Source organism: Microbulbifer thermotolerans (assembly GCF_001617625.1).
In the GTDB taxonomy this organism is placed as follows: Bacteria; Pseudomonadota; Gammaproteobacteria; order Pseudomonadales; family Cellvibrionaceae; genus Microbulbifer; species Microbulbifer thermotolerans.
The window spans coordinates 438587-455296 of sequence record NZ_CP014864.1; the positions used below are offsets into that span (position 1 = coordinate 438587).

Here is a 16710-nt window from a genome sequence, read left to right on the forward strand (position 1 = left end):
GGCTGTGTGCAATTTCATTAAAATGCACTCCACATCTACAGCGCCTAAAAAGCAAGTACTTGAAGTGAGGACGACCTCACCTCTCAAATTTCATCAGGGGACGGCCCCGTAAGTAAGTTGAGAGGAGTTTATGAACTGGTTCCTTTTATTTATTGCGGGCCTCTTGGAGGTTGTCTGGGCAATTGGGCTAAAGTATTCGGAAGGGTTTACGAAGTTCTGGCCTAGTATTTGGACAATATTTTCGCTCGTCGCGAGCTTTCTTTTATTAGGTATATCGCTGAAAAGCTTACCTGTAGGTACAGCCTATGCAATATGGGTAGGTATTGGCGCTGTTGGTACCGCGCTTTTCGGCATGATTCTCTTCGATGAACCAGCCAGTGCCTTCAAAATAGTGAGTTTGGGGCTAATCTGTATTGGTATCGCCGGGCTCAGGTTGGCACAAACCTAAAATAATTACACAGATAACTCCCGCCATTGACGGGAGCCTGCTGTTTTTAGATACGTAAAACAGGCCCCCATTCCCCCTTAGCCGGCCGCTTCCGCTTTGGTCAGTATTTGCGCCAGCGTATCCACTTGCTTGCGCAGACTGGTATCGGGAAAGTGCTTCTTGATAAAAGCCAATAATTGCTTAGCCGTGTCTTCCCGGTTAAATCCATCGATATAAATCTGTGCCAGTAGCAGGTAGGCGGCATCCAGGTTCCGGTAGTCTTTGTTGTGTTTATGGAGATTGGTAAGGAGTAAGGCCGCCGGGCGGAATTTCTGTTGGCGGTAGAGTGCTTCCGCCAGTTGGTGACGGACATGGGGCTTATCGATGGTGGGGGGCGGATTGGTGGCCAGATAGAGTTCCGCCGCGGTGTGGGCGCGGTTCATGAGGATAAATTTTTCCAGCAGGTGGGGCGCAAGCTCGCGCAGGGCTTTTTTGTCCTGAGTGGCCAGCAGCAAACGGTAGTAGCGTTCGTTCAGAGCCGATTCGTCCGGGTAACGGCGCAGGCATTCCACCAGGGTTTGGCGGGCCGCTTTGAAGTCGCCTTCACGCATCAGTATGTTGGCTTCTGCCTGGGCCCGGGCGCAGTCAAAGTCGCGCTCTTCCAGGTAGCTGTCATCGTCATCACGGATGGCGGAAATACCCAGCTGCTGCTGCCGCGAAAGGCAGATATATCCCATCATGGCACTGGTGACGATGGCGAAGTAGGTGGTGGTTGCGGCGATCACTGGAATCAGGGCCCAAGGGGGAAGTTTGTCTGCCACCAGCATAAGCAGGTAACCGGGGGCAGCGGAGATGGCGCCGGTGCTGAGCCATAACAATAAATAGGGCCAGCCGATAATCAGGGTGAACTGCAGCAGTTTTAGCGGGTTGATGGCCGCCCGCAAGCTGCCTTCCAGAGCCAGAACGATCATCGCCGCTGGTGTGAGTAATGAAAGAGCAATAGAGTAAAGCTGAAGTGCGCCGGGGCCGATGGAAAGCAGTTTGTAGCCGACGAAACCGGCGATCAGGGACATGCCGATCACTTTCAGAAACAGCGGTGCGCTGTTGCCGTCCATGGCGTCGCCGAAGCCAGGTGCCTGCAATTGGCCGCCGGCCAGTGTTTGGATGACTAACAGGTTGTAGCGGGTAACCAGGGCAAAGGCGCCGAGCAACATGAGCAACGAAACGATTCCCGGCCCCGATATCAGCAAGCCTACTGCCGCCGCCAGTGCTATCACGGTCAACGGTCCCGGTTGCAGCGCGTATTTGAAATAAAAGATGCCCATCTGCCAGAAGGGTTTGGCGCTGTTGCTCGCGCCGATATAGCTGAGCGGCTTGTGGCACAACGGGCAGTCGGGTTGGCCGTTGCGGTAGTTGGCGCTGGAGCCAGGGATACAAGTATCGCAGTAATAGCGGCCGCAGGGCTGGCAGTGCCAAGAGGCTTCTGTTGTGGAATGGTAGGTACAATTGTTAGTCATACTACTCCCAGTATTGTTGTTATTTCCCTGTGCGTAGTTTATCGGTATTTATGCGAGTGGCGCAAATTTCATTTTGAGCTTGAGATTGTTCGAGTCAGTGCGGTGTCTCTATTTTGCGCGGAGGTGCATATTCGGCCGTTTCATTTCTATTGCTGATTCTGCAGTTGGGGTGCGGGATGCAGATGTTTATCGTGACTGGATTGATAAAATTATCTGAGCCTTTCTTGTGCCACTTTCGGATTTTGGGTGGAAGTGACCGAATTTGGGGAAAAATATAAAAATAATTTCGCAAGAAAAAATGCTAATTTTTTGCTTGTTAATGCATTTTTATTATGAAAATAATTTCTAAAAAAGAATAATGGTTTTTTAAGGCGGTGTCTGAATAATTTCTGCACTTTAGTGGCGCATCTTGAACCAGTTGATACTGTTCCGGAGTTTGGCAATACCGATAATTGCAGTATCCTAGCTCCTGAGAGGGATAAATTGCTCCTGTTCTCACAGTACGTCTGTTGCTGGTTGTTTAGAACGCAAGGCGTCCACTTGTGCTCTTTTACTGTCAATAGATCTTCCCCGCTGTTACCCATAAAGAGGACCCGCCATGACGATTGATGCATTTTTCGTACCCAATGTTTCCCTGATGGGAGAAGGGTGCCTCGCTTCTTTGCCTGAGCGTGTGAAAATGCTCAAGGGAAAAAAACCGCTGTTGGTTTCCGACAAAGGTATGACAGACCTCGGTTATACCGCTCGAGTTACGGAATTACTGAAATCTGAAGGTATCGATTGCGCTGTATACGACGGCACTGTACCTAACCCCACTGACCATAACGTTGAAGAAGGCACGGAGATTTACAGTAAGGAAAACTGTGATCTGCTGATTTCCTTGGGGGGCGGGAGTTCGCACGATTGCTGTAAGGGGATTGGTATTCTGGTGACCAATGGTGGGAAGATCCAAGATTATGAGGGGTTGGACCAATTAAAGGCCGCTCTGCCTCCTTTTATCGCCATCAATACCACCGCTGGTACCGCCAGTGAGATGACCCGTTTTACCATTATTACCAATAGCTCCAATCATGTGAAAATGGCTATTGTCGATTGGAGGGTTACGCCGGATGTAGCGATTAACGACCCGGAATTGATGGTCGATATGCCTCCTTCCTTGACAGCTGCCACCGGTATGGATGCTCTGACCCACGCTGTGGAAGCTTATGTGTCCACCGACGCAACACCTATCACCGATGCTTGTGCACTCCAGGCGATTCGCTTAATCGGTCAGTATCTGCGCAAAGCGGTGGCCCGTGGCGATGATATGGAAGCCCGGGACAAGATGGCCTATGCAGAATATCTGGCCGGTATGGCATTCAACAATGCTGGTCTGGGTTATGTACACGCAATGTCGCATCAGCTGGGCGGTTTCTATAACTTGCCTCACGGCGTATGTAACGCTCTGCTGCTGCCGCACGTGTGCCGTGTCAACCTGATGGCTCGCACCGAGCGCTTTGCCGATATCGCCGATGCTTTGGGGCAAGTAACTGACGGGCTGTCTGAGCGGGATGCCGCTTATTTGGCCATTGAGGCTATCGAAGCCTTGTCGAAGGATGTGGGAATCCCGCAGACGTTGAGCGAGCTCGGTGTGAAGGACGAAGATATTCCAACTATGGTGGGCAATGCGCAGAAGGATGTCTGCTGCTTGACTAATCCCCGTAAGTTGAAAGACGACGAAGTGGCCGCTATCTATAAAGCTGCGCTATAAGCGATTACCAGAGACGTCGAAGTAAATCTCTGAGTAATTTGCTCTTTGACGACAAAATACTCTGAAGTCGGATGAAAAGCTCAGGTGGTGGGATGCGCATTTCGAAACCGCCGGATGCCGGGAGGCATCCGACGGAGGTACAGGAATGTAGCTGTGCGTTTTCGAAATGTACCCCCCCATTGCCTGAGCACCCCATAACCAACTACAGCGCTCAGGCGAATTAATCAGAGGTTCCCCAGCGCTTCCTCGAAAGGCTTATCCCAGCCTTTTCATTAGTGTTTGCGCTTGATTGTCCCTTGCAGGATTGTGCCGGGGGCTACGGTATTAAATACAGTGCCGTATTTACGCACGTTATTGTGCAAAAGCTCCAACTTTCGATCAGGCTCGTCGGTATCGACAATAATTTCGTAATTGATGGACTCCATTTTTGGCGGCACATCCTGACGGATGCCGTGTAAATGAATTTCTACACTGCGTAGCTCAAAATTCAGCATGGGCGTAACGCGTTCAATGCCCTTGAGCATGCAGGCGGATACAGCCGCTAACAATAGTTCGGCGGGATTAAACGCATCTTTTCTCCCCGCCAGATCGGTATCCAACTCCAGTTTGGCTTCCTTGCAGTGGGCTAGGCTACCGTGTGCATCGACACGCTGTGCCTGCACATGGAAATGCATTTTTTGCGCTGTATCGCTCATGACGTATTCCTCTTCGAAACGGGAGAACAGGCAGATTGAATTTGATACCTTGCATGCATCATTGAATAAGGCTACCTCACTTCAAAATAGGGTGGGAGAGGTGAGCCGGGTAGGCTGGTAGAATACCGCTGAATCCACCCGACGATTTGAGTAAAGGATGCAGTATGACGAAGGCAATGCAGGTTCAGTTGGTTGAGACGCCCGCAGAAGACATTTGGGGCGGGGAAAAGGGGTTGTTGAGTTTTACCGAAACTGGCGCCACTGTGCACGCCACCAAGGCGGTTGGAGGGCCGCTGGTTGCGGCACAGCGCGCAGCGCGCCGTCTGGATGGTATGGGTATCGGAGCAGTAGCTCTGGCCGGTGATGGCTGGGATATGGAGCGGCGCTGGGCCTTCTGGGCCGGTTTCTTTAACCCGCGCAAAGACAACGCCCTGGACTGGGGTACCGGCGATGCCGCAGAGTTGAAAGAGCTGGCCGCGCGGGAAAAGGCCGCGCGCTGGGTAAGGGAAATCACCAACGGCACGCCGGAAGAAGTCTCTCCCCGCGTTCTGGCGGAGCGCGCAGCGGCGCTGCTCTCGGAGCTGGCGCCTGAGGCGGTGAGCCACAAGATCATCGCCGGCGATGCACTGTTGCAGGAGGGGTTTGTCGGCATCCACACCGTGGGCCGCGGCAGTGTGCGCGAGCCGGTGATGCTGCAGCTGGATTACAACCCCGGTGGCGATGAACAGGCTCCGGTGGATATCTGTTTGGTCGGCAAGGGGATTACGTTTGATTCCGGCGGCTACAGCATCAAGCCCTCCAGCGGTATGGCGACGATGAAGTCCGATATGGGCGGCGCGGCCATGCTCACCGGCGGTCTGGCCCTGGCGATCGCACGCGGATTGCAAAAGCGTATCAAATTGTACCTTTGCTGCGCGGAAAACCTGATCTCGGGCCGGGCGTTCAAGCTGGGCGATATTATTCAGTATAAAAATGGTGTTTCCGTCGAAGTGTTAAATACCGATGCCGAGGGGCGCCTGGTGCTGGCGGATGGACTGATTGCCGCTTCCGAACAGGAACCGCGCTGGATTCTCGATGCCGCCACGCTCACCGGCGCCGCCAAGATGGCGGTGGGGCGCGATTACAATTCCGTACTGAGCCTTGAGGACGAGGCGGCGCAAAAGGTGTTGGACGCGGCCGCGGCGGAAAATGAAAAAGCCTGGCGCTTGCCACTGGAGCCCCTTCATCTGGAACAGATCCCGTCCAGCTTTGCCGATATTGCCAACGTGGGTGCGGATGGCAGCCCCGGTGCCTCCACGGCCGCTGCCTTCCTGGCCCGCTTTGTGCGTGACGATGGGCGCAAGTGGGTGCATATGGATCTGTCCGGCTCATACCAGCCTAGTGGCAATGATCTCTGGGCCCCGGGGGGCAAGGGACATGGTGTGCGCACCATCGCGCGTTTCTTGCAGGATAGCTGAAGCGGCGGTAAAACCTGAACGGGCGTCGGATGGTGCCCGTTTACTGAAATGCTAGGGAGCCGCTGATTAATTGGCTCCTGGGCGACAAAGCGACATATCACCCAAATGAGAAGCTCAGGTGATGGGATGTGCATATCGAAACCGTCGGATACAAGGAGGTATCCGGTGGAGCTGCAGGGAAGCACTCGTGTGTTTTCGAAATACCCATCCCATTGCCTGAGCGCCCCGGAACCAACGGCCGCGCTCAGGCGAATTAATCAGAGGCTCCATAGGAAAAAGTAGGCCTGCCTTGAACAAAAAGGAGCAGCTGCTATATCACCGCGCCGATATGCCAGGGCGCGAACTCGTTGTCGCCATAATCGAGCTGTTCGCTGGCACTTTTCTCTCCGGATGCAATGGCGAGCACTCGCTGGAAAATCATCTCTCCACACTCGGCCACCGTGTAGTGGCCTTCGATTATGCCTCCGCAGTCGATATCCATATCTTCGCGCATGCGCTGAAACAGCTGTGAGTTGCTGGCCAGTTTAACACTGGGCACGGGCTTGGCGCCGAAGGCGGAACCCCGTCCGGTGGTGAAGCAGACAATATTGGCACCGGCCGCTATTTGCCCGGTGACAGAGACGGGGTCGAATCCTGGACTGTCCATAAATACCAGTCCTTTCTTGCGCACGCGCTCCGCGTATAGATAGACATCCTGCAGCGCGCTGGTGCCGCCCTTGGCCTGGGCGCCCAGGGATTTTTCCGCGATGGTGGTTAGTCCCCCGGCCTTGTTGCCCGGTGAAGGGTTATTGTTCAGGGCCGCACCGTTTATTTCCGTGTAGTGCTCCCACCAGCGGATTCTATTCAGGAGTTTCTGTGCTACTTCCGGTGATACTGCACGGCGGGTAAGCAGGTGCTCGGCGCCATAAATTTCTGGTGTTTCTGAATAGATCACTGTGCCGCCGTGGCGTACCAGTAAATCCGCCGCAGCCCCCAGAGCCGAATTGGCGGTGATACCGGAAAAGGCGTCGCTGCCGCCGCACTGCACTGCGAGTGTCAGCTCCGAAGCTGATACCCGCTCTCGTTCGCAGGCGTTGGCCAGTGGCAGCATTTCACTGAGTTTGGCCACGCCCGCCTCAATGGCGGCGCGGGTGCCGCCCGAGCCCTGAATCGTCATCGTCTGGAACAGAGGGCCTGTCTCCAGGCCGCATTCGCGCAGCAGGTGATTCACCTGCATTGCCTCGCAGCCGAGACCGATTAAGAGCACGCCGGCAAAATTGGGGTGGGAGATATAGCCTTGCAAGGTGCGCATCAGTGTGCGGTAACCCTCACCGCTGGTGGACATGCCGCAACCGCTGTCGTGGCCGAGAGCCACCACACCATCAATATTGGGGAAATCGCGCAGCTGACCACTGTTGGTGACGCGGGCAGCGATGGCCCGGGATACGGTGACGGAGCAGTTCACCGTGGAAACGACGGCGAGAAAATTACGCGTGCCAACCCGGCCATTGGCGCGGCGGAAGCCGCGAAAAGAGGCTCTGGCATTTTCCTCGATATAGTCGGTAACCGGTACTTGGCTGCAAAACGCATAGTCGGGCTTGTGCGCCCCGGCATGCATATTGTGCTCGTGCACATGTTCGCCGGTGGCGATATCGGTACAGGCGAACCCGATGACCTGGCCGTACTTGAGCACGGCGTCTCCCCGGCTGATGGGGCGAACCGCCACTTTGTGCATGGCCGGTACGTCGGTGGCCAACTGCAGCATATCGCCGCGCCAGTTCACCAGACTGCCCGCTGGCATCTGGGCGCGGCACAGGGCCACGTTGTCGGCTTCGTGAATATGAATAAGGTCCATCCGTACACTGACTCCGCAGCCCGTAGGCGGTTACAAATCTTTTTATATCGCGCTTGGGTTCTGTGAATGGTTGCAATCTAGCACTATATTGGTAAGGCCGCAATGTTGAATTTTGGTAAGACTATAAAGGTGGCCGATCGGTTGTTGTGGTTTAGCCCCATCTGCTAAACTGCGCCACACCTTCTTTATTGCCAATTGCTTACGGAGAGACAGTCCATGCAGGGTTCGCGACTCTACCAACAGGTGGCCGAAAAGCTCGCCGCGGCCATCGCCGCCGGCGACTATCCTCCCGGAACCCGCCTGCCGGCGGAGCGCAAGTTGGCGGAACGTTTCGAGGTGAGCCGCCCCACGGTGCGCGAGGCCATCATTGCCTTGGAGCTGGCGGGTTGCGTGGAAGTGAAGGGCGGCTCCGGCGTCTATGTGGTGGATGCCGAGGCGGGCAGCTTCAAGCCTACCGACACGGACATCGGCCCTTTTGAAATCCTGCAGGCGCGCATTATGTTCGAGGGGGAGGCCGCTGGTCTGGCCGCCCGCGAGATGAGTGATAAAGAGGTTGCGGAACTGGAGCAACTGCTGCAGGAGATGATCGCGGAGAACGCTACCGACGCCAAGGCGGAGGTGGCGGATGAAAAGTTTCACTTGCATATCGCTCGCGGTACCCACAACGATGCCGTGGTATCCGTGTGCGAGCATCTGTGGCAGTTGCGCAATAGTTCCACCGTGTCCGCGCGCATTCTCGAGAAGGTGCGCCAGGCTGGGTCAAAGCCGCGCATCGAAGAGCACCGCCGTATTCTGGAGGCTATCAAGCGCCGCGATGTGGAGGGCGCGCGCAATGCCATGCGCGATCATTTGCAGCGGGTGGTGCAGCAGTTGCTGGACGCCACTGAGGCGGAGGCCCTGGAAGCCGCCCGCCGCGAAGTCGATGCCGCCCGCCAGCGCTTTGCTTTGCCCTGACGCGACGGGGGAGGGTTGTTCTCTCCTGTCGATAGGGCGCTCCCCGGTTCATTTTTCGAATCCGCCATCCCAGTGCTCGATCGCGCCGGGTCAGCTGTGGCGCTCGGGCGAATGCGCCGCCGTTTCCCTTTACCACCCGCTATTCTCCCGCTAGGTAGTTCCCCGACTCCCAGTTGCCACAGCAAAATTGGTATGACAGACTAGGCTAAGTACGCAGCTCTGGTCTTTCCAGTTTGCCCTGGCCTGATCCATTACACATAAAACAATAATTTCTGGGAGAGCAATTGTGAGTTTCAGCAGGCGCGGCTTTTTGCGCTCAATCCTTCTCTCTGCCATGGCACCATCCCTTTCCCACGCCATGAGCCGGCCCACACCGCAGGATTACACTGGTCCCTGGGCCGCCGTGCCGAAGATTCTCGACACCATCCAGCTGCCGCGTATTCCGGCGCGGGAATTCGATATCCGCGACTTTGGCGCCACTGGTGGCGAAGACGACAGCGGGGCTTTCACCGCGGCGCTGCGGGCCTGTCGCGCCGCGGGCGGCGGGCGCGTGGTGGTGCCGCCGGGCCAATACCGCAGCGGTCCTATCCACTTGGGGTCCAATACCGAGCTGCATCTGCGGGAAGGTGCTGTGCTGTCTTTTATTCCCGATCCCGACCGCTATCTGCCGCCGGTGAAGACGCGCTGGGAAGGCATGGAGCTGATGGGCTATTCGCCGCTGATATACGCCCACGGCTGCGAGAATGTCGCCCTGACCGGCAGGGGGCGCATTGACGGTGGCGCGGACTGCGATACCTGGTGGCCCTGGAAGGGCCTGAACACCAAGTGCGCCCAAAGCTCCGACGCGGGGCCCACCCAGCACGCCGCGCGCAAGGCGCTGTTTGAAGATGCCGAACGCGGCGTACCCGTGGCCGAGCGGGTCTACGCCGACGGCAGCTACCTGCGCCCGCCGCTGGTGCAGTTTTATGCCTGCCGCAATGTACTGATCGAGGGTGTAACCCTGGAAAACGCCCCTTTCTGGGTGCTGCATCCGGTGCTCTGCGAAAGTGTCACTGTGCGCGGTATCACCGCCCGCAGCCACGGTCCCAACTCGGATGGCTGCGACCCGGAGTCCTGCCGCAACGTGCTGATTGAAAACTGCCTGTTCGACAATGGCGACGACTGTATCGCCATCAAGTCCGGCCGCAACGCCGACGGCCGTCGCCTCGCCGTGCCCAGTGAAAACATAGTGATCCGCGACTGCCGCATGCGCGATGGCCACGGTGGCCTGGTGCTGGGCAGCGAGATCTCCGGCGGTGTGCGCAATGTGTTCCTAGAAAACTGCACTATGAGCAGTCCCAACCTGGAGCGTGGTTTGCGGATCAAGACCAACGCCATGCGCGGTGGCGAAATTCAGCATGTCTATGTGCGCAATGTCAGCATTGGCCAAGTGAAAGACGTGATTGTGATCAATTTCTTCTACGAGGAGGGGGACCGGGGACCCTACGATCCGGATGTCCACGATATTTTCGTGGAAAACCTGCATTGTGAACGAGCTCAGCGTGCCTTCCATATCCGCGGCTTTGAGCGCGCGCCCATTCGGGGATTGCACGTCGCGCGCAGTGACATTCTGCGGGCAGAGTCCGTCGGGGTGATTGAGCAGGTCAGTGGTCTGACCGTCAGTGCGGTGACGATAAATGGTGAGCTGTTTAAGCCGAAATAGATTTTAGGCGGTGCAGAGGCGCCTCTGCCGCTTGCTTATGGCTGGCCCCGGAAGCCAACCAGACTATAAAAATTGGTCAGCCATAATGTTGTAAGTTGGTCTTCCATATGCGATTATCGGCTCGCTTTGATAAAAAGTGGTATTACCAGTCGGATTACCAAAATAAACCGGCTTGCCAAAAAAATAACGAGAGAAGCGGAGATGAAAGTCATGACGACGTTCCAACTCAAACCCCTCGCCCTGGCGATGACCGTGATTGCCGTGCCGGTTGTGGCGCAAGCACAGAGCGCTGAGTTGCTGGAAGAGATTGAGGTTACGGCCAGTTACCGGGACAGCCTCTCTAAAGCGCTCAATCAAAAGCGTTACGCTGTGGGTAGTAAAGACACCATTCTGGCGGAGGATATTGCGGATTTTCCCGACTTGAACCTCGCCGAGTCCTTGCAGCGGATTCCGGGCGTAGCCATCACCCGCGATGCCGGTGAGGGCCGCAATATTTCCGTGCGCGGTCTGGGCCCCCAATTTACCCGCGTGCGCATCAACGGCCTGGAGGCCATTTCCACCACCGGCGGTACCGATTCCTCCGGTGGCGCAAACCGCAGCCGCTCCTTTGACTTCAATACCTTTGCTTCGGAGTTGTTTTCCAACCTGACCGTGCACAAGACGTCTTCGGCGGATTTGGACGAGGGCTCTCTCGGTGCCACTGTGGACCTGAACACCGGCAAGCCCCTGGATTACGATGATACCTTTACTTTCGCCGCCAATGGACAAATGGGGTATAACGATCAGTCTGAGGAAGTCGATCCCCGCGCTTCTTTCCTGATTGCGGGCAAGAACGAAGCCGAGACGTTTGGCTGGATGGCTTCCTACTCCTACTCTGACCGCAATATTCTCGAGCAGGGCTTTTCCACTGTTCGTTGGAGTAACAGCGAAAACTTTGTCAATTGCTCCGCTTGTGCCGATGAAGCTGAGCTGGCTGCGCTGAACGAAGGGTTTTTCCCGCGTATCCCGCGCTATGGAAACCTTACCCACGAGCAGCAGCGCCAGGGTTTTACCGGTACTCTGCAGTTCCGTCCCACTGACAGCACTGAAATTCTGGTGGATTACTTGACCTCCAACTTCGAGGCAACTCGTCAGGAGGAATTTGTTTCTGTCGGTATCAAAGAGAAATTCAACTATGAGGTTGTAGATGTCGTCGACTACACCATGGACAGTAACGGCACTATTACTTCCATGACGCTCGATGACTATGCGGTTCGCATCGAAAACCGTTTCGATGAGCTGGAAACAAAATTCGATCAATTCTCGATTCGCGCTTCCCACGACTTCAGCGAGTCGTTGCGCGTGGACGGTATTGTCGGTGCCTCTGAGTCCAACTTCTCCAACCCGGTACAAACTACCGCCATTATCGACGCCTATGGTATCGATGGTTCATTCACTTATACCGATAACGGAAATTTGGATTTCCATGGCTTTGATACCACCAATCCGGATAACTTCCAGTTATTCCAGCTTCGTCACCGCCCCAACAGTGTAGATAACACCTTCCAAACCATCGCTTTCAATGTCGAATATGACATCAACGATACTTGGAGAGCGAAAGCTGGTGTTTCCAGTAAGAGCTATGAGTTCGAAGTACAGGAATACCGTGCCGAGCCAAAATTCGCGGGGATATCTGCGGCAAACTTCGGCGGCAATATTGTATCCATGGAGGGGGTAAGCTGGTTCTCCCCGGACGTGGGTGATGTCTATGCGTTTGCTGCTGCGGACGTAGATGCAATCATGGGAGATAGGCCCTACGAAACCCGCCCACAGGACAACCGCTCGGTTACAGAGGATGATACAGGTTTTTACCTGCAATTGAGCTGGGACAGTGAACTCGCAGGTCTTCCCTTCCGCGGAAACTTCGGTGTGCGCCATGTGACCACAGAGGTGGAGTCTTCCGGTTGGACCAAGCGCAAAACCGCTGATGGTGATGAAATTATCCCAGTCTCCGCGGAAAACGAGTACGACGATGTGCTGCCGTCTCTGAACTTGGCGCTGGATGTGCGCGAGGATATGGTGGTGCGTTTTTCTGTCGCCGACGTGATGGCCCGTCCGTCACTGGGTGACTTGAGCCCTTACGGCAGTATTGATACCTACAATGGGGAAGTCAGTTTTGGCAATCCCAAGCTGGACCCCTTCCGCGCTCGTGCCTACGACCTCTCCTATGAGTGGTATTTTACCGATGATGCGGTGTTGGCCCTGGCATACTTCTATAAAGACGTTAACTCCTTCATAACCTCAGCGTCTGAAGACGGGCGCCCCTGGTCCGAAACCGGCCTGGATGCGTCTGCGCTCGAAGGGGCCGGCGGTACCTTCGATGAAAACAGCCTGTGGAATATCAACAAAAAAGTGAATGGTGAAGGCGGCGAACTGGAAGGCTTTGAAATCCAGTATCAACAGCCGGTGCTAGATAACTTTGGTGTCATTTTGAATTACACCTATGTGGATTCTGAAATGAACTACGGCACCAAGGAGGACCCGCTGTACGACGCCTTGACCGGCATGTCGAAGAATACCTACAACGCCACTGCATACTATGAGAATGATGTCTTCAGTGCGCGCGTGTCTTTCTCCAAGCGCAGTGATTATATGACGCGCTCGCCGGCATCCACGCGCAACGGCCTGACCTATGAAGGTACGCTCGGCACCACTAACGTTGACTTCGTTGCAACTTACAACCTGAATGACAATACGACGCTGAGTTTTGAGGGCATTAACCTGACCGACGAACCCAACGTCCAGGTTGTGGACTTCGACCGTATCGTTGTTGATCACACCACGGGTCGTCAATTCTATCTGGGTGCTAAGTACAAGTTCTGAGTGATAGCGTTTCACTCGGTAACGTAACGCGGTTGCGGTCGGGTACGGAATTCTGTCGGTGCTTTTTCCGGGTCAGAATTCGCAGCAGTACCCGACCGCTTTTTCCATAACGAGATAAAAAGCGGATTCCTGGAGATTGATGTGAAACGGTTTGGCATATCGGTATGCAAGGCGCTCCCTATCACATTGGCTGCGTTAATGCTTGGAGCCTGTGGTGAAGAAAAGGCGGGAGCACAGAAAGAAGAAGCTCTCCAGGCACTTGAGCAGCCGCTGGCCGACAAGATCATTGCCCGGTTACAACTTTCCAACCCGTCGGATTTCCCGCGTCTGGACGAAGCCGTCTACCTGAGCTTCCGTGAACTGGGGTTGGCGGACAACTACGCTCACCCACTGGCGGTAAAAGGGAAAACGCTGTTGCCGGTGCAGCGGGTAGACCGGGATGCGGACGGCAGTATAGATGGGGTTATCTTCCTGGTGGATATACAGGTGGACGAAACCCTCGACCTGCAAATCCTGCCCGCAATTGAAACCGTACAGCCAGAACCCAAGCGCACGCAGGCGGAAATCTCCCATAAGAGCGGCGGCCGTTGGGTGGGCAATAAATACGAAGGCGGCAGTTTCCAAAATGTCAGCACTCTCGATGTGCCTCCAGAGCACACGGATCACTCATACTTTATCCGCTACGAAGGGCCGGGTATCGAATCCGACCTGGTTGGCTATCGGGTCTACCTCGATTGGCGCAATGGCTTCGATATTTTCGGAAAGAAGGTGCGTGAGCCCGTACTGCAGGATGTGGGGCAGGATGGTTTTGATTCCTATCACCAGATGGCCGACTGGGGTATGGATATATTGAAAGTTGGCGACGCCCTGGGCATTGGCGGCTACGGCTACTGGGATGGTGAGAAAGTTGTAAGGGTCAGCGATGTCCAGAACTGGAGTGCGAAGATCCTCGATAACGGCAACCTCTACTCCGCTTTCAGCATTAAATACCAGGGGTGGAAACCGGATGAGGACCTGCAGGCAGACCTGACAGCGGTTATGTCGATCGCTGCCGGCAGCCGCCTGGTGGAAGTGCGGGGGCACACAGACAGGGCCATTGGTGCTCCGGTCGCGGGTTTAGTCAAACATCCCGGCACGCAATTGATCGTGGGCGACTTGGATATTCCCGGCAGTGCCTGGACTTATATCGGCACCTGGGGGCGGCAGAGCCTGGATGGCAGCGATCTTGGCATGGGGCTGTTGGTCCAGAAAAAATTTGTTCGCGAAATAACGGAAGACGAGCACAACCGGGTGGTGGTGTTCAAGGAGCCGGCCACCCATGAATTCAACTACTACTTCACCGCCGCCTGGGCTGGTGAAGGGGAAAGCCGTCACGGCCCCATTACCAGTGCCGAAGACTTTGAGCGTTATCTGGCCCGGGAAGCGGAAAAGCGCACCATTCCACTGCGCAAACGCCTGACGACTGCTGTTAGTGAAGCGCAGACACAGCAGCCCCTGAGCGCGGAGGTCGCGCTGGCGTGGAGCAAGCGCATGGCGGATTCAGAGCTGGAACGCAGCGCCCTGCAACTGGGTTTTGGCGGTGTGGATCCGCACCGCAAGCGCCCGGCCTATTTCGAGTACACCACCGGACTGCTGATGCAGGCCTATGACGACCTTAACCAGGTGAGTCCGGATGCGCGTTACGCGGCAGCGGTGGAAAAAGTGATGGGCTCCTTTGTCAATGAGGATGGCAGCATCAACGGCTACGTGCAGTCGAAATTCAATATCGACAGTATCAATGCGGGTAAGGTGCTGCTGCGGATGTATGAACGCAATGGCAAAGAGCAATATCAGACGGCGGTAGACACGCTGCGCGAACAACTGAAGCAGCATCCACGCACCGATGCCGGTGCTTTTTGGCACAAAAAAATCTACCCACACCAGGTGTGGCTGGACGGTGTTTATATGGGAATTCCCTTTCTGGCGCACTACGAAAAACTGCGTGGCCAAGGGGATTTTGAAGAAGTACTAGCGGAATTCAGGGTGGTGCGGGAAAAGCTGCGCGACCCGCGAACCGGCCTGTACTTCCACGGCTGGGACGAGGCCCGTAATCAGGTCTGGGCGGATGACAAGAGCGGCCTCTCGCCGAATTTCTGGTCCCGCGGAATGGGGTGGATGGCCATGGCGCTGGTAGACGTGCTCGATTATCTCCCCGAGGAAAACAAAGATGACCGCCAGTATCTGATTGACATGATCAATGACCTGGCGCCGACGTTGAAAAAATACCAGGACCCTGAAAGCGGCACTTGGTATCAGGTCACCGACAAGGCGGGTGCTCGCGGCAATTACCTGGAGGCTAGTGGCAGCAGCATGTTCACCTACTTTTTTGCCAAGGCGATCCTCAAGGGATATTTGCCGGAATCCTGGCTGCCGGTGGCGAAGAAATCCTATCAGGGCCTGTTGAATGAATTTGTTCGGGTGCATAACGACGGCAGCATTAGTCTGACCAGTAACTGCGAAGTGGCGGGGCTTGGCTTCGGCCGCGACGGCAGCTACCGCTACTACATGAGCGAGCCGGTGGTCGATGATGATCTCAAGGGCGTAGGCCCCTTTATCATGGCCGGAGTGGAAATGCACAAATTGTTGAACCGATACAACTGAGAGGTTGACGATGACCACCTTATACGAAGAACGCTTTGTGCCGCATCCGCGCGACTATGCCCGCTACGACACCGAGCGCCTGCGGGAGGAGTTCCTGGTGCCGGTGCTATTTGATGCGGACAAAACACGTCTGACCTACTCCCATGTAGACAGAATGATTGTCGGCGGTGTTATGCCGGTGACAAAAACAATTGAGTTGGAATCCATTGAACCGCTGAAGGCGGAATTTTTTTTGCAGCGCCGCGAACTGGGTGCGATCAATATCGGTGGGCCCGGTATTGTGGAAGTGGACGGGACCCAATACGAAATAGATTGTAAAGAGGCCATGTATATCGGCCGTGGCGCCAGGATGGTGAAATTCTCCAGCCGGGATTCGGCGGCGCCAGCGAAGTTCTACTTGAACTCCACGCCCGCGCATCGCGAGTGCCCGACACGCAAAGTGGGGCAGGAGGACGCCAAGGTGCTGGAAATGGGCGCTGGAGAAACCTGTAATCAGCGTGTGATCCGCCAGTTGCTGGTGAAAGAAGTGGTGGACACCTGTCAGTTGCAGATGGGGATGACCGAGCTCGCCCCCGGCAGCGTCTGGAACACCATGCCGGCCCATACACACAGTCGCAGGATGGAAGCCTATATGTACTTCAACCTGCCGGAAGACCAGGCGGTTTGCCACTTTATGGGACCGCCGCAGCAGACCCGCCTTATCTGGATGGCCAATGAGCAGGCCGTGATTTCACCCGCCTGGTCTTTGCACTCCGGCGTGGGGACAAGCAATTACACCTTTATCTGGGGCATGGCCGGAGAAAATCTGGATTACACCGATATGGATTTTGTGCAACCGAACGAGCTGCGTTGATTTTTTTCATTCACCTTTC

General features: G+C 55.5%; 11 protein-coding genes. 8 read left to right on the plus strand and 3 right to left on the minus strand.

Annotated features, from left to right (window positions below):
• The first annotated feature begins 130 nt into the window (after positions 1–130).
• Positions 131–448, plus strand: coding sequence for a quaternary ammonium compound efflux SMR transporter SugE (gene sugE / locus A3224_RS01775; protein ID WP_067150685.1), 318 nt, complete (start codon positions 131–133; stop codon positions 446–448).
• A gap of 77 nt (positions 449–525) precedes the next feature.
• On the opposite strand, the gene A3224_RS01780 is transcribed toward sugE, so the two are convergent.
• Positions 526–1944 carry a tetratricopeptide repeat protein gene (locus tag A3224_RS01780; protein ID WP_067150688.1) on the minus strand — a complete coding sequence of 473 codons (1419 nt, stop codon included), beginning with the start codon at positions 1942–1944 and terminating at the stop codon, positions 526–528.
• Between the two features lie 598 nt (positions 1945–2542).
• Here A3224_RS01780 and A3224_RS01785 point away from each other — a divergent pair.
• Positions 2543–3694: an iron-containing alcohol dehydrogenase gene (locus tag A3224_RS01785; RefSeq protein ID WP_067150692.1), complete on the plus strand. Its 1152-nt coding sequence runs from the start codon at positions 2543–2545 to the stop codon at positions 3692–3694.
• A gap of 272 nt (positions 3695–3966) precedes the next feature.
• Here the strand turns inward: A3224_RS01785 and A3224_RS01790 are convergent, their stop codons facing one another.
• A complete protein-coding gene (locus A3224_RS01790; protein ID WP_067150696.1) occupies positions 3967–4389 on the minus strand; it encodes an OsmC family protein in 423 nt (140 codons plus the stop codon).
• Between the two features lie 164 nt (positions 4390–4553).
• On the opposite strand from A3224_RS01790, the gene pepB reads away from it, so the two are divergent.
• Positions 4554–5846: an aminopeptidase PepB gene (gene pepB / locus A3224_RS01795; RefSeq protein WP_067150699.1), complete on the plus strand. Its 1293-nt coding sequence runs from the start codon at positions 4554–4556 to the stop codon at positions 5844–5846.
• Between the two features lie 310 nt (positions 5847–6156).
• On the opposite strand, the gene A3224_RS01800 is transcribed toward pepB, so the two are convergent.
• On the minus strand, positions 6157–7680 hold the full coding sequence (locus A3224_RS01800; RefSeq protein ID WP_067150702.1) for a UxaA family hydrolase: 1524 nt from the start codon (positions 7678–7680) through the stop codon (positions 6157–6159).
• Between the two features lie 216 nt (positions 7681–7896).
• On the opposite strand from A3224_RS01800, the gene A3224_RS01805 reads away from it, so the two are divergent.
• From A3224_RS01805 to kduI, 5 genes are all read left to right on the plus strand, one after another.
• The gene (locus A3224_RS01805; protein ID WP_067150705.1) at positions 7897–8634 is read left to right on the plus strand and encodes a FadR/GntR family transcriptional regulator; all 738 of its coding nucleotides are present in this window, start codon (positions 7897–7899) and stop codon (positions 8632–8634) included.
• 334 nt (positions 8635–8968) lie between these two features.
• Positions 8969–10336: a glycoside hydrolase family 28 protein gene (locus A3224_RS01810; protein WP_067150708.1), complete on the plus strand. Its 1368-nt coding sequence runs from the start codon at positions 8969–8971 to the stop codon at positions 10334–10336.
• 210 nt (positions 10337–10546) lie between these two features.
• The gene (locus A3224_RS01815; protein ID WP_067157288.1) at positions 10547–13198 is read left to right on the plus strand and encodes a TonB-dependent receptor; all 2652 of its coding nucleotides are present in this window, start codon (positions 10547–10549) and stop codon (positions 13196–13198) included.
• 141 nt (positions 13199–13339) lie between these two features.
• On the plus strand, positions 13340–15838 hold the full coding sequence (locus A3224_RS01820) for a glycoside hydrolase family 88 protein (protein ID WP_231902430.1): 2499 nt from the start codon (positions 13340–13342) through the stop codon (positions 15836–15838).
• Positions 15839–15848: 10 nt separating this feature from the next.
• Complete coding sequence (kduI, locus tag A3224_RS01825; RefSeq protein WP_067150714.1) at positions 15849–16691, plus strand: 5-dehydro-4-deoxy-D-glucuronate isomerase; 843 nt, start codon at positions 15849–15851, stop codon at positions 16689–16691.
• The last annotated feature ends 19 nt before the right edge of the window (positions 16692–16710 follow it).